The sequence below is a fragment of the Tepidiphilus margaritifer DSM 15129 genome, assembly GCF_000425565.1.
Classification (GTDB): Bacteria; Pseudomonadota; Gammaproteobacteria; order Burkholderiales; family Rhodocyclaceae; genus Tepidiphilus; species Tepidiphilus margaritifer.
On the sequence record NZ_AUDR01000015.1, the window covers coordinates 143,547 to 157,138 of the forward strand.

Below are 13,592 nucleotides of genomic sequence, written 5' to 3' on the forward strand. Positions count from 1 at the left end.
TGCCTCAGCCGGGAATACTCGTCAACGCCCGGCGCAGGTCGTCGGGCAAGGGCGTGGAGCGGCCGGTGGCGGCGTCCACCCACACCATCTTACCGGAACCCGTGGCGTAGAGGGTCTCGTCGCCCACCAGGCGCAGCTCGTACCAACTCGTCACGCTGGAGCGTCCCGGCTCGCCGGCATACACCGTGACCTCGCACACGGCCGGATAGGTGACCGGCTTGAGGAAATTGCAGTCTGCATGCACCAGTACCGGCGAGGGCGACACGCCGGCCACCACCCGATAGCCCAGCGCCTCGAGCCATTCCACGCGCGCCTGTTCGAAATAACGAAAATAGATCGTATTATTCACATGGCCGAAGGCGTCCATGTCGCCCCAGCGCACGGGGATGGTGGTCGTCAAAACTTTCCGGGCATGGACCGGGCGGTGTGTCATGATCGCTCCTCCTCGAACGTGTGATTGATCGTCGGCCCTTTTTCTGCCAACATACGGCAGCGTATGGCCTCTCATCCTATTGTAGCGCGAGGACTCCCGAAGATGGAACGAGAAGCGATGGAATTCGACGTGGTGATCGTCGGCGGCGGCCCGGCCGGGCTCGCGGCAGCGATCCGCCTCAAGCAGCTCTGTGCCGAGAAAGGACAGGATTTCTCGGTATGCGTGATCGAGAAAGGGGCGGAATTGGGGGCGCACACGATGTCGGGCGCCGTGCTCGATCCGCGCTCGCTCACCGAGCTCATCCCCGACTGGAAGGAACGCGGCGCGCCGGTAAAAACCGCGGTGCGCGAGGATCGCTTCCTCTTCCTCAAGGAAGGCGGAGCGATGAAAGTGCCCAACGCCCTGTTGCCACCGTGTTTCCAAAACCACGGCAATTACATCATCCGCGCCGGATTTCTCGTCAAGTGGCTGGGCGAGCAGGCCGAAGCCATGGGCATCGACGTCTATCCCGGTTTTGCCGCCGCCGACGTGCTCTACGATGACGCAGGTCGCGTGCTCGGCGTGGTCACCGGCGACATGGGCCTGCAAAAAGACGGCACTCCGGGGCCCAACTACCAGCCGGGCATGGAGCTGCGCGCGCGCTACACGCTCTTTGCCGAAGGCTGCCGCGGGCATCTGGGCAAACGGCTCGAGCAGCGCTTCAAGCTGCGCGAAGGGCGCGATCCGCAAGCCTACGGCATCGGCATCAAGGAGCTGTGGGAAATCGACCCGGCCAAGCACGAACCGGGCTTGGTGATGCACACCGCCGGCTGGCCGCTCGATCCCGACACCTACGGCGGCTCCTTCTGCTACCACCTCGACGACGGCCCTCTGGTGGCGATCGGCTTCGTCGTCGGGCTCGACTACCGCAATCCCTATCTCTCGCCCTTCGAGGAATTCCAGCGGCTCAAGACCCACCCTGCCATCCGCTCCATGCTCGAAGGCGGCAAACGCATCGCCTACGGCGCGCGGGCGCTAGTGGCCGGCGGCCTGCAGGCGCTGCCCAAGACGGTCTTCCCCGGCGGCGCGCTCATCGGCGACGACGCGGGCTATCTCAACGCCTCGCGCATCAAGGGAATCCACGCCGCGATCAAATCCGGCATGCTCGCGGCGGAAGCCGCTTTCACCGCGCTCGCCGCCGGCCGGGCCCACGACGAGCTCACCGAGTACCCGCAGGCTTTCGAGCGCAGCTGGCTGCACGAGGAGCTCTACCGCGCCCGCAACTTCAAGCCGCTCATGAAAAAGGGCCTATGGGTCGGGTCCCTGCTCTTTGGCATCGACCAAATGGTCTTCCGCGGCAAGGCGCCCTGGACGCTGCACCGCGACACGCCCGATCACGCCCTGCTCAAGCCCGCCGCCGAATGCACGCCCATCGCCTATCCCAAGCCCGACGGCGTGCTCACCTTCGATCGGCTCTCCTCGGTCTTCCTCTCCAACACCAACCACGACGAAGACCAACCCTGCCACCTCGTGCTGCGCGATCCCAAAGTGGCGATCGACGTCAATTTCAAGATCTACGATTCCCCCGAGCAGCGCTACTGCCCGGCCGGAGTCTATGAGATCGTGCGCGAGGACGGCACGCCCCGCCTGCAGATCAACGCACAGAACTGCGTGCACTGCAAAACCTGCGACATCAAGGACCCGACGCAGAACATCGACTGGGTCCCCCCACAAGGGGGCGAAGGGCCGATCTACGTCGGCATGTGAGTCACGAGGCGCCGCACCCTTGCGGCGTCCTCGGCCTCATTCGAACACGCGCCGCGCGTTCAGCGGTTGAACGGGGCGGTTGTTGCGACCGGTGAGCGACAAGAAGGCGCGCAGCTGTTCTTCGCTCGCCTCGGCCGTTTCCGACATCACGTACCAGCGCACCCCTTCGGTACAGGGGGGCGTGGTAAGCGAGCCGTTGTAGCGGTAGAAATCAGTGGTGGGCGGCAGGAGCTTACCCGGATCGAGCGACACGCTCGCCCCACCTTTCTTCTGCGCGGCAGAGAGGATCTCGTCGAGCACCGGATTGGCCTCGCCGCGGCGGAACCAGATCGCCACCACCGCGACGTTGCCCTCCTTGTCCTGATGCAGCAGCTGCGCTTCCAGGGGATAGCGATTGCCGCCGTCGGTGTGCTCGCTGGGGGAATGGAACTGGATCGAGGTCAGCACGAAGCGGTGCTGTTCGTCCGTGATCGACGCCTTGCCGGAGACGACTTGCAGCGTCAGCACGCCGTTGTCACGCCTCGGCCGAACGGTTACCGGCCCGTAGGCGAAGTCGATCGCCCTCAGGTCGGTGGTGAGCACGTCCTCGCGCCGGATGTCGATCGGCGACTGGTTCTTGCCGATGCCGCACCAAAAATACTCCCGCGACAGCTTTGCCCACTGGGAAGGACCGTTGTTCGGGCCATACCCCCAGGCGGCGGACGAACGGGCCGATCGCTTGCTCTGCGCTGCCCCCGGCACGGCGGCCGGTTTCGTCGCCACGGGCGAGGACGATTTTTCCCCTTCGGGTGTCGCCGGCGCCTCGGTTTTGTGCTCCCCCCCGGACACGTCCGCTGCCGTCTCCTGGGCCTGCAACGGCAGCGCCGCTGCGAGGCAGACGATCCCCCACATCCACCGCTTCATACGGGAAGCCCCCAATGCCATGAGAAATTCTCCTGATCGAATGTGCCGTACGCGCAGGGGTACTGCCCCCCGCTCCATCTGGCGGCGAATTATCACCCATCCGCAGGGCGATTGTACCTCCCGCCCCCCTGAGCGGCCGATCCGGTAAAATAGGGCGATTGGCTCAAGGAACGACGATGACTTCCTCCCCCTATCCCCATCCGCTGATCGCCCGAGAGGGCTGGCCCTTCATTGCCGGGGCGATCCTGCTCGCCCTCCTCGTCCATGCCACGGCCGGCCTCTGCTGGGCTTGGCCCCTGTGGCTGCTCGCGCTCTTCGTGCTGCAGTTCTTCCGCGACCCCCCGCGCCCCATCCCTGCCGATCCGCTGGCGGTGCTCTCGCCGGCCGACGGACGCGTCGTCGCCATCGAACCCGCCCGCGACCCCTGGCGCGACTGCGACGCGCTCAAGATCAGCGTGTTCATGAACGTGTTCAACGTGCACTCCAACCGCAGCCCGGTCGACGGCACGGTGCTCGCGCGTTGGTACCACCCCGGAAAATTCCTCAACGCCGCGCTCGACAAAGCGTCCAGTGAAAACGAGCGCAACGCGCTGCACCTGCGCAGTGACACGGGGCACGAGCTCACCTGCGTGCAGGTCGCCGGGCTCGTGGCGCGCCGCATCCTCTGTTACGTCGAACCGGGCGATCGGCTCACTCGCGGACAGCGCTACGGCTTCATCCGCTTCGGCTCGCGCGTCGACCTCTACCTGCCGCCGGGCAGCCGCCCGCGGGTCGTCTTCGGCGAGAAAGTCAAGGCGACGAGCACGATTCTCGCCGAATTCCCCGCGGCAGAACACGAGGCCAGCCGATGACCGAAGCACACGAAACACACGAATGTGCCACGCCGCCCAAGCGCCGCGGCATCTACCTCCTGCCCAACCTCTTCACCACGGCGGCGCTCTTTGCCGGTTTCTGTGCCGTGGTGCAGGCCCTCGATGGGCAATTCCAGACGGCGGCGGTCGCCATCTTCGCCGCCATCGTGCTCGACGGGCTCGACGGGCGCATCGCGCGCCTCACCCACACCCAGAGCGAATTCGGCGCGCAATACGATTCCCTCTCCGACATGGTCTCTTTCGGCGTCGCCCCCGCCGTGCTGAGCTACACCTGGGGGCTGCACACGCTGGGCAAGATCGGCTGGATCGTCGCCTTCCTCTATTGCGCCGGCGCCGCCCTGCGCCTGGCGCGCTTCAACACCAACCTCGGCGTGATCGACAAGCGCTACTTCCAGGGCCTGCCCAGCCCGGCCGCCGCCGCCCTGGTGGCAGGATTCGTGTGGGTGGCCCACGACCTGGGCTGGGACGGAACCGAGCTGCGCTGGCCCGCCGCGCTCCTCACGGCCTTTGCCGGCATCACCATGGTCACCAACATCCTCTACTGGAGCGGCAAGAGCATCGACCTGCGCCGCTCCTTCCCCTTCTTCGCCGCCGCCAGCGTGGTGCTCGCATTCGCCCTCGTGTCGATCTACCCGGGGCTTCTCTTCCTCCTCTTCCTTGGCTACGCCCTCTCCGGCTACGTGCTCGCCTTCTGGCGCTGGCGCCACAAACGTCGCCCCAACGCGGACGTCTCATGAAAACGCTTGCTTCGCCGCAAATTTCCGTGTAGATTTTGCTGCATGAAGATGCAAAGCGCCCTCCTTCGCTCATTCCTCCTCACGGCCGGCCTACTGCTGGGCCCGCTGCTGCGCCTCGCGCGCTAAATACACACTCCCCTCTCCCCTGCCGTTTCCGTTCCTCGCCACGACCCGCCGGTCGCGGCCAAGGCCCCGTTTCGTCCTTTTTTCGTCCTTTTATCTCAGGAGCCGCACGATGAAAGACTCATTGATCATCTTCGACACCACTTTGCGCGATGGCGAACAAAGCCCCGGCGCCTCCATGACCAAGGAAGAAAAACTCCGCATCGCGCGCCAGCTCGAGCGCATGCGTGTAGACGTGATCGAAGCCGGCTTCGCCGCCGCCTCCCCCGGCGACTTCGAAGCGGTACGGGCCGTGGCCGAAGCGATCAAGGAATCGACCGTCTGCTCGCTCGCCCGCGCCAACGAAGCCGACATCGAGCGCGCCGCCGAGGCCATCCGCCCGGCCAAGCGCCAGCGCATCCACACCTTCATCGCCACCAGCCCCATCCACATGGAGAAAAAGCTGCGCATGGCGCCCGACCAGGTCGTCGCGCAGGCGGTCGAAGCGGTCCGTTTCGCCCGCCGCTTCACCGACGACGTCGAATTCTCGGCCGAAGACGCCGGTCGCTCCGAACTCGACTTCCTGTGCCGCATCTTCGAGGCGGTGATCGAAGCCGGCGCCACCACGCTCAACGTCCCCGACACCGTCGGCTACACCCTGCCGCACGAATACGCCGAGAAAATCCGCCGCCTCATCGAACGCGTACCCAACTCCGACAAAGTGATCTGGTCGGTGCACTGCCACAACGACCTCGGATTGGCGGTGGCGAACTCGCTCGCGGCCGTGCTCGCCGGCGCGCGCCAGGTGGAATGCACCATCAACGGCTTGGGCGAGCGGGCCGGCAACGCCGCGCTCGAGGAAATCGTGATGGCGGTGCGCACGCGCCAGGACGCCTTCCCTTGCGACACGCGCATCGACACCACGCAGATCGTGCCCACCTCCAAGCTCGTGTCCACCATCACGGGTTTCCCGGTGCAGCCGAACAAGGCCATCGTCGGCGCGAACGCCTTCGCGCACGAATCGGGCATCCACCAAGATGGCGTACTCAAGCACCGCGAAACCTACGAGATCATGCGCGCCGAGGACGTGGGCTGGACGGCCAACAAGATCGTGCTCGGCAAACACTCCGGCCGCCGCGCCTTCCGCGCCCGGCTCGAAGAGCTCGGCATCGAGATCGGCTCGGAAGAACAGCTCAACCAGGCCTTTGCCCGCTTCAAGGAGCTGGCCGACAAGAAACACGAGATCTTCGACGAAGACCTCTTCGCCCTCATGGCCGAAGAACCCGCACCGAGCGAAGGCGAGCGCATCCGGCTCGTCGCGACCGTGATCCATTCCGAAACGGGAGAAGCGCCGCACGCCAAGCTCACGCTCGCGATCGACGGCAAGGAATACGTCACCGAATCCGACGGCTCGGGGCCAGTGGATGCCGCCTTCAAGGCGATCGAATCCCTGGTGCATAGCGGCGCCGAGCTGGTGCTCTATTCCGTCAATGCCATCACGCAAGGGACCGACGCCCAGGGCGAAGTCACGGTGCGACTGAGCAAAGGCGGACGCATCGTCAATGGCCTGGGCGCCGACACCGACATCATCGTCGCTTCGATCAAGGCCTACATCAACGCGCTCAACAAGCTGCAGCACGACGCCGTGCGCATCAACCCGCAGCTGTGAGCCTTACGCTGCCTCGTCTTCCTGCCGCCGCCCCGCGCGGCGGGCGAAGACGAGCAGCACCGCGAAGAGCAGCAAGGCAAGGAACGTCTCCCCTTTGGCGAAGAACCCCACCCCCTGCGAATCGCCCCAGCGCATCACGCCCTCCGCGACGTAGAAAATCGTCACGAGCGAAGCCCACTGCGCCGTGTAACGCCGAGCGCGCCACAACCCCGGCAGGGCCGCGGCGATCGGCAACGCCTTGAGCGTGAGCCACGAACCACCGGGGCGCAGCGGCGCGAGCCACCCCTCCCACACCACGCACCACAGCGCCAGAACCAGCGCCAGCACGAAGGCCGCTCGTGCCCAGCATCGGATTTTTCCCCTACAATTGCCGTCCATTCCGTCCTCTTTCCAGTCCGCCGGAGCGGATGTGCCGATACACCCCATCTCTTTGCCCTCGCGCCACCGCATCGCGCGCTTCGCTCGCCTCTTCCTGGGCGTACTGCGCCGTGCCGACTGTCTGACGGTGGCCGCCGCGCTCACCTATACCACCCTGCTCGCGCTCGTGCCGCTGCTCACCATCACCGTGCTCGTCTTTCGCAATTTTCCCGCCTTCGAAGAAATCGGCCTCGCGCTGCGCGACTTCCTCAGCGCCAACCTGCTACCCGAAGCCGCCGCCAAACTCGTCACCTTCTACACCCGCGAATTCGTCGACAATGCCGCCCGCCTGTCGGTGATCGGCACCCTGATGCTCATCGTCACGGCACTGCTGCTGCTCGCGACCATCGAATCGGCCTTCGACCGCATCTGGCGCCTGCGCCGCCCGCGCCCGATCGCGGCACGGCTCGTCACCTACTGGTTCGTCCTCACCGCCGGCCCGCTGCTCTTCGGCTCCGGCGTCTATCTCACCACCCGGCTCGCCCGCGAATCGCTGCGCCTGGCCGGGCTCGGGGCGCTGGCCATGCCCCTCGTCTCTTTCTTGCTGATCTGGTCCTTCCTCTGGGCGCTCTACCAGCTCGTGCCGCGCCACCCGGTGCGTTCCCGCCACGCCGGCACCGCCGCCTTTCTCGCCACCCTTGCCTTCCTTCTGGTACAGCGTGGATTCACCGCCTTCGTCTCCCGCTTCGCCACCTACGACCTCGTCTATGGCGCCTTCGCCGCCATCCCCATCTTTCTCGTGTGGATCTACGTTCTGTGGGCCGTCATCCTCGCAGGCGCCGCCTTCGGCGCCACCCTCGCCCTCCTGCCGGATCAATCCTCGGGGAAGGGATCGACCTCGTACTGAAACACCTCCACGCAGCGCGTCTGCGCCTCGAAGCGGATGAATCGCACCTGGCTCAAGAGCCACTGCCCTGCCGCCGGCTCGCTCGCGATCGCCAACCGAGAGCTGGCAATCGTCCCCGTGGGGCAGATCAACGCCGGCTGCACCCGCAGCGGCGGCGTTTTGCGTACCGCCAGCGCCATCTGCGGCGGGAATCCGGGAGGAGCGGGTTTTTCATGGGTGAGCGCCACCACCTCCGGCTCGAATCCCAACGCCAGAATCCCCATTTGCAAGCCATTGGGATGCTGCCTGAGCGAGCGCACCAACGCCAGCACCCAGCGCAGGTCGCCCCCCACGCGTATCGCCACCACCTGCCCCGGAAAGAACAGGGACTGCTCTCGATCAATCCAACGCAGTTCATAGCCGCTCACACTGGCGTCGGTGACGCGCACGGGACGGATGTTGGCCGGAAATCCCATGCGATGCGCCAGCACGTCTTCCCAGCCCACCAGCAATTCGGCCATCGCATCGAACGGCTTACGCGGCAGGCGCCGCTGCCAGCCGTAGCGCCAGCGGTCGAGCAATTCGCGCAACAAGGCCACCCGCCCGTCGGCCGTCACCCCGCCTTCCACGCGGCGGCGCATGGTCCAGTCTACGCCGTCTAGCTGCCGTATCTCCTCCTCCGCCCGCTTGGCGAGCTCCTCCAGCGAGAAGAAACAGCTCGGTTCAGGCCCATTTGCCCGCTTGAAGAACCATTCCTTGGGTTCGGGCGGCTCGTCGAGAACCAAAGACATCACGAAGCCGTCGTTCTTTTCAACGCCAGGGCGATGCAGCTCGATCACCGGATCGGTCGACTGCACCCAGCGCAAGGCCCACAGCAGCTCGCGTGCGTCCATGAAACGGGGATCGGCCGCTGCGAGCGCGAGCAGCCAGGCAAGCTCACCCTTGATACCCTTATCCTCCCCTTGCAGGCGAGAAAGGCAAAATCCCGTCAAGGTGCGCCAGAAACCGGCCGGCAGGTCGATACGCGTCACCAACGCGAGCAGATAGATGCGTAACGCAAAAGCAGCAAAAATGCTCGCCACCCGCGGGTTGCGCCGCGCCTCATCCGCACCGTTCTCCAGCCGATCCATGGCCGTGGAAAAAAAGCGCTGCAGCGCCACTATGAGACCGGAAGACAGCGGAAAGGACAAATCCCTTGCACGATGCAAGGTCTCGTCGATGGAAGCGAGCAAGGGGCGCGCCTCTTCGGCCATCCAGGCCGGATCGTCCCGGATCACGACGCGCGCCATCCGCGCCCGTAATTCCTCGATCTGCTGTTCGTCGATCATGACAAAACCACATTACAGGGGATGCGACCGATTGTACCCCGAGCGTAATTTTTCGCTACAATCGCCGAGCGCACCGCCAGGGTGGTGAAATCGGTAAACACAGCAGACTTAAAATCTGCCGCCGAGAGGCTTGGGGGTTCGAATCCCCTCCCTGGCACCAAGGATTCGAAAAAACGAACCGATCCAAGCGAAGTGCAGTCAAATTTACAATCGAGTAAACGCCAACTCCATGGACCTCCTCACCCAAGCCCTCGACTTCGTCCTGCACCTCGACCGGCATCTCGCCGCGCTCGTCGCCCTCTACGGCCCCTGGATCTACGCCATCCTCTTTGCCATCGTCTTCGCCGAGACCGGCTTCGTCGTCACTCCTTTTCTTCCGGGTGACTCGCTCCTCTTCGTGGCCGGGGCGCTCGCTGCCGCCGGGGGCATGGACTTGGGCGCGCTCATCGTCACCCTCACCCTCGCCGCGGTGCTCGGCAACACGCTCAACTACCACATCGGCCGCTTCCTCGGCCCCCGCGTCTTCCACTGGGAACAATCGCGCTTCTTCAACAAGGAAGCGCTCCTCAAGACCCACGCCTTCTACGAGCGCCACGGCGGCAAGACCCTGGTGCTGTCGCGTTTCCTGCCGCTCATCCGTACTTTTGCGCCTTTCGTGGCCGGCATCGCCGCCATGTCCTACGCCCGTTTCACCTTCTACAACCTTGCCGGCGCGCTCGCCTGGGTGCTCTCACTCACCTTCGCCGGCTACCAGTTCGGCAACCTCCCCTGGATCCAGCGCAACCTCTCCGCCGTCATTCTCGGCATCATCGTCGTCTCGCTCCTGCCCGCCGCCATCGCCTGGTTGCGCCAGCGGCGCGCCGCAGCGGTGCAGGGTTGACAGCAAAATTTGATGTGCACCGCCCCCATGCGTCCAAGCTCGTTTTTTCTCCCATCGCGCCGCCAACGCAACTCATTGAAAAACAATAAATAAAAAATTTACTCTCACCCCCTTTACATCCCCGCCACCACCGCGCTACGCTCCACCTGCCGACGCACCCGTCGTGCGCATTCTTCTCACCGCAACAAGGAGATCCACCATGAAACGCATGCAACAAGGCTTCACCCTCATCGAGCTGATGATCGTCGTGGCGATCATCGGGATTCTGGCGGCCATCGCGCTGCCGGCGTATCAGGATTACACCATCCGTGCGCGGGTATCCGAAGCGCTGACTCTGGCTTCAGAAGCCAAAACCACCGTCAGTGAAAATATTGCTAATCTCAATAAAATTGACACTGGAGCCTGTAACGGGGTTAACACTTTTACTGCTGGCACAACTAATGTTGCTTCTTTGTCTTGCACTGACGCTACCGGCGTTATTGCTGTCGAAACTACGGATCGAGCCGGAGCTGTAACTATAAGTCTTACCCCCTCACTCGACAATACTACAGGAATCATCAAGTGGACGTGCTCTGTGGACAATTCCAATAAATATAAATACGTTCCCGCCGAATGCCGAAACACCGCAACTCAGCAAACTCAGCAAACTCAGCCATAATAGCTATATAGACAAGCCCCGGCCCCGCGCCGGGTTTTTTTCCATCCAGTCGAGACGGCTGGCAGCCGATGAAGACACCCTACCGACTCACTTACCTCGCCACGATCGCGCTCGTGCTCGGAGGCCATCTCTACTTTTCCTTCACGCACGATGTCTCCCCTCTGACCCCGCTGCTGCTCCTCCTCTTGCTCATGCCTTTCGCCCCCTACGGCTGGGCCCAGATCGCCAAGATCGGCATTAGCCACCAAGGCGTGGTCATCGAACGCATCAAGAACGAAGTCCGAGAAACTTTCGAGCGAGTCTGCATGGATCGGTCCATCGCGCCTCACGCCATCGACGATCTGTTCACCACCACCGAAAACAACGAATGGATGACCCTGATTCTCGCCCGCATGCTGATGCGCTACGGTCTGGGCAGGCTTTTGCGAGAGCAAGCCGGGGATCTCCACCACGACGACCCCGCCCTCGCCAACGCAATAAGGCGATGCTACGAACACCGGATCATCTCCGAAGCGGAACGGGAATCGCTGGAAAAACTCCGCCGCATCACCTATTATGCCGAATGGTGGCAAGGAACGCCGCCGACCTACGAGGAGTGGGACTGGGCGATCGAAAACGCCAAATCGATCATCCGCGCGCTCCTCTCCAAGCAGAAAATCACTCGATAGTCGAGAAAAAATGATTGATCTGATCATCGGCCCCGTCGCCGAATGGCTCGTCAAACAGGGCGCAGAACACATCAAAGAATCTGCCCAGTTCCGACATTCCCGTCTCGCCATCCGCGAAGCGATCTATCGTGAAGTGCGATTCAACCGTGCGCTACTCGACGAAGTCGAAATCGCGAACACGCAAAACCCGAATCAAGCGTCGTTCCTGCGCAGCATCGCCGACGAGATGAACTTCTCAGCCTTTTCCCATCTCGAGAATTCTTATATTCCGATCAGATTGTTCTTCGACGGCCCCCGGCCGACGATCGAAGAAGCTTCCGATAGTCAGTTCCACAAATGGTCGAACCGACTCAAGAACGAAGCCGAGTGGATCGAGCGCATCTACTTGCGTGCCCGCATCCTGCGTGCCCGCTGGCGCAGTCGCAACGAGGCGGCGCATAATCCATCCAGCCTCTATTACGTGCAATGGCTCATGACGCAGTGGATCAAGCAGTATCAGAGCAAGGACGAGATCACTTGATCCGCCATTGCGCTCGGCGATGATCACGCCACGCGATTCACCCTTCGAACACGTCTTCCAACCGCTGGGCATCGAGCACCCGGTCGAGCCAAGTTTCCAGCGCATCGGGCGTGGCATCCTGCAAGCGCTGCTGCACCCACTCGGGCAAGGGACCGAAGCGGCGCGCGAGCATACGCTGCAGCCCAAGCGCTTCGCCCTGCAATCCGTTCTGCAGCCCTGTGCGAGCGAGTCCTTCGACGTCGCGTTTGCTTTAGCGTTTCAAGTCGCGGCAGAAGTTCTCGTGGAGACCGACGGCTTCGAGATAGACCAAGCGAATGCCGTCATCTCGGGTGTAGCCCAAGAGGTAGAGCTGGCCGAGGCAGCGAAACTTGTAGACCCACAGATCCGAAAGGTCTCCTTTCTTCTTCTCGCCGATGTCGGGGTTTTGAGCCACGGTCTCGATGGCCGCATCGACTTCGGCCACCGCGTTGTCGTGTAGCTTTTTGTAGATGCGGGCAAAGCGCCGAGTTTGCCGAACACTCCAGCTCATGCCTTGGCTGCTGAGCGGGGGACGAAGGCGGTGCTGTCTTCGCGCGGTTCGGCCATGCTCATCAGGCTCTCGGCAATGAAGGATGCGGGCAGATCCGGGTTGTCGAGCGCGGCGCGACCTACTTTGGCCCAGAATTCCAGCTGGCCTTGGACGGTACGGAACTCGGCCTTGGCTGCAGCGCGTGCAGCGTTGACCAAGCGCTCATCGATACGCACAGACACCGTGCTCATCGCAATGCTCCATTGAATTTTCGGTTACCACAATTGTATTCATGCGCTATGATGTGGTCAAGGATTCATGTCCCGAAAACGTCTTCGAGGCACGAGGCGTCGAGCACGCGGTCAAGCCAGGTTTCCAGTTCGTCAGGCGTGGCATGCTGCAGGCGCTGCTGCACCCAGCCGGGCAGAGGGCCAAAGCGGCGCGTGAGCATGCGCTGCAGCGCTAGCGCTTCGCCCTGCAAGACGCCTTTTTGCAGCCCCTGTTGCAATCCTTTTTGCAGCCCCTGTTGCAGCGCGCTTTGCTCGCGCTGTTTCATCTGTTCTTTGATACGTTCGGCGAATTGCATGGTCACTTCCCCCAGGTCGTAGGATTCGGGCACGTCGAGCTCGGGTTTGAGGTCTCGTAGCAGGTACTCGCGTATCCAGAGCGCGAGAATACGCTGAAGTTCCGGATCGCCCGCGAACCAGGCGCGCATCGCCGCGCCCAGCCGAGCGATGTCTTCGGCCGTCTCTTGCCGCTTGAGCCGGATGGTGGCAGCCACGGCGTTTTGCAGGCTCGCGAGCACTTCGTCACTATAGGCGTTTTCATCGACGAGGAAGTAGGCAAGCCGCGGCAGGTAGTTTCCCAGAATCCCCGGCGGGTGCTCGGGCAGGAGCTCGGCGAGGTCTGTGGGGGCGCTCCAGCGCTCTTCGCCGGTGTAGAAGACGATCGGCAAGACCGGCGGTAGTTTCTTTCCTTGGACTCGTCCGCCCTTGATGAGGTCTTGGTAGAGCAGCCCCACGTAGGTGAGCATGCGCACGGCCATCCAGGGGTCTACGCTGCTTTGGAATTCGATCAGGAAGTAGAGGTAGAGCCAGTCTTCGCCCGTCTTCACCCGCCAGAGGACGTCGTCGGCGCGCTCGCGCAGGTCGTCGCTCACGTAGCTCGCGGGGACTTTTTCCAGGGTACTGAAGTCGAGCCGCCCCAGACCTTCGGCGGGCAGGAACCCTTCGATGAGGTGCTGCACCACCTTGGGCGAGGAGAAGAGATGCTTGTAGCTCGCGTCGTGACGGGCATTCATGTTTGCCATTGTAATACGGGTTGCC

General features: G+C 63.3%; 17 protein-coding genes and 1 tRNA gene. 10 read left to right on the forward strand and 8 right to left on the reverse strand.

Translation table 11 applies throughout. From position 1 onward, the window contains the following. Positions 1-4: 4 nt before the first annotated feature. Positions 5-433 carry an acyl-CoA thioesterase gene (locus H607_RS0104825; protein WP_028874496.1) on the reverse strand — a complete coding sequence of 143 codons (429 nt, stop codon included), beginning with the start codon at positions 431-433 and terminating at the stop codon, positions 5-7. Between the two features lie 102 nt (positions 434-535). Here H607_RS0104825 and H607_RS0104830 point away from each other — a divergent pair, with 102 nt between their 5' ends. Further along, positions 536-2,179 (forward strand): electron transfer flavoprotein-ubiquinone oxidoreductase, encoded by a 1,644-nt coding sequence (locus tag H607_RS0104830; RefSeq protein WP_028874497.1) that lies wholly within the window; start codon positions 536-538, stop codon positions 2,177-2,179. A gap of 36 nt (positions 2,180-2,215) precedes the next feature. Here H607_RS0104830 and H607_RS0104835 read toward each other — a convergent pair whose 3' ends face one another. Continuing rightward, complete coding sequence (locus H607_RS0104835; protein ID WP_157381270.1) at positions 2,216-3,103, reverse strand: carbonic anhydrase; 888 nt, start codon at positions 3,101-3,103, stop codon at positions 2,216-2,218. Positions 3,104-3,258: 155 nt separating this feature from the next. On the opposite strand from H607_RS0104835, the gene H607_RS0104840 reads away from it, so the two are divergent. From H607_RS0104840 to H607_RS0104850, 3 genes are all read left to right on the forward strand, one after another. Then, entirely contained in the window at positions 3,259-3,933 is a 675-nt protein-coding gene (locus H607_RS0104840) for a phosphatidylserine decarboxylase (protein WP_028874499.1), read from the forward strand. Continuing rightward, positions 3,930-4,691: a CDP-diacylglycerol--serine O-phosphatidyltransferase gene (gene pssA / locus H607_RS0104845; RefSeq protein WP_028874500.1), complete on the forward strand. Its 762-nt coding sequence runs from the start codon at positions 3,930-3,932 to the stop codon at positions 4,689-4,691. The genes H607_RS0104840 and pssA overlap by 4 nt, the downstream gene beginning before the upstream one ends. 235 nt (positions 4,692-4,926) lie before the next feature. After that, the gene (locus H607_RS0104850) at positions 4,927-6,462 is read left to right on the forward strand and encodes a 2-isopropylmalate synthase (RefSeq protein WP_028874501.1); all 1,536 of its coding nucleotides are present in this window, start codon (positions 4,927-4,929) and stop codon (positions 6,460-6,462) included. 3 nt (positions 6,463-6,465) lie between these two features. Here the strand turns inward: H607_RS0104850 and H607_RS0104855 are convergent, their stop codons facing one another. Continuing rightward, positions 6,466-6,789: a DUF2069 domain-containing protein gene (locus tag H607_RS0104855; protein WP_037989594.1), complete on the reverse strand. Its 324-nt coding sequence runs from the start codon at positions 6,787-6,789 to the stop codon at positions 6,466-6,468. 82 nt (positions 6,790-6,871) lie between these two features. On the opposite strand from H607_RS0104855, the gene H607_RS11780 reads away from it, so the two are divergent. Beyond that, complete coding sequence (locus tag H607_RS11780; RefSeq protein ID WP_051240670.1) at positions 6,872-7,726, forward strand: YihY family inner membrane protein; 855 nt, start codon at positions 6,872-6,874, stop codon at positions 7,724-7,726. Here the strand turns inward: H607_RS11780 and H607_RS0104865 are convergent. Then, positions 7,693-9,033, reverse strand: a complete 1,341-nt coding sequence (locus tag H607_RS0104865; protein WP_028874503.1) for a hypothetical protein — start codon at positions 9,031-9,033, stop codon at positions 7,693-7,695. The genes H607_RS11780 and H607_RS0104865 overlap by 34 nt on opposite strands. Positions 9,034-9,108: 75 nt before the next feature. Here H607_RS0104865 and H607_RS0104870 point away from each other — a divergent pair. The 5 genes from H607_RS0104870 (at position 9,109) to H607_RS0104890 (ending at position 11,759) form a co-directional block, all read left to right on the forward strand. Next, positions 9,109-9,193, forward strand: a tRNA-Leu gene (locus tag H607_RS0104870). A gap of 69 nt (positions 9,194-9,262) precedes the next feature. Beyond that, a complete protein-coding gene (locus tag H607_RS0104875; protein ID WP_028874504.1) occupies positions 9,263-9,913 on the forward strand; it encodes a DedA family protein in 651 nt (216 codons plus the stop codon). Between the two features lie 199 nt (positions 9,914-10,112). After that, complete coding sequence (locus tag H607_RS13690) at positions 10,113-10,571, forward strand: pilin (RefSeq protein ID WP_028874505.1); 459 nt, start codon at positions 10,113-10,115, stop codon at positions 10,569-10,571. A 68-nt stretch (positions 10,572-10,639) separates the two neighbouring features. Beyond that, on the forward strand, positions 10,640-11,239 hold the full coding sequence (locus tag H607_RS0104885) for a hypothetical protein (protein ID WP_028874506.1): 600 nt from the start codon (positions 10,640-10,642) through the stop codon (positions 11,237-11,239). 10 nt (positions 11,240-11,249) lie between these two features. After that, entirely contained in the window at positions 11,250-11,759 is a 510-nt protein-coding gene (locus H607_RS0104890) for a hypothetical protein (protein WP_028874507.1), read from the forward strand. A gap of 37 nt (positions 11,760-11,796) precedes the next feature. On the opposite strand, the gene H607_RS13695 is transcribed toward H607_RS0104890, so the two are convergent. The 4 genes from H607_RS13695 to H607_RS0104910 all read right to left on the reverse strand — a co-directional run bounded on the left by H607_RS13695 (position 11,797) and on the right by H607_RS0104910 (position 13,567). Further along, the gene (locus H607_RS13695) at positions 11,797-11,931 is read right to left on the reverse strand and encodes a hypothetical protein (RefSeq protein WP_281168731.1); all 135 of its coding nucleotides are present in this window, start codon (positions 11,929-11,931) and stop codon (positions 11,797-11,799) included. A 78-nt stretch (positions 11,932-12,009) separates the two neighbouring features. Beyond that, positions 12,010-12,288, reverse strand: a complete 279-nt coding sequence (locus tag H607_RS0104900; protein ID WP_028874508.1) for a type II toxin-antitoxin system RelE/ParE family toxin — start codon at positions 12,286-12,288, stop codon at positions 12,010-12,012. Next, positions 12,285-12,518, reverse strand: coding sequence for a TA system antitoxin ParD family protein (locus H607_RS0104905; protein WP_028874509.1), 234 nt, complete (start codon positions 12,516-12,518; stop codon positions 12,285-12,287). The genes H607_RS0104900 and H607_RS0104905 overlap by 4 nt, the downstream gene beginning before the upstream one ends. A gap of 65 nt (positions 12,519-12,583) precedes the next feature. After that, positions 12,584-13,567, reverse strand: a complete 984-nt coding sequence (locus H607_RS0104910) for an Rpn family recombination-promoting nuclease/putative transposase (RefSeq protein ID WP_037989597.1) — start codon at positions 13,565-13,567, stop codon at positions 12,584-12,586. Between the last annotated feature and the right edge of the window lie 25 nt (positions 13,568-13,592).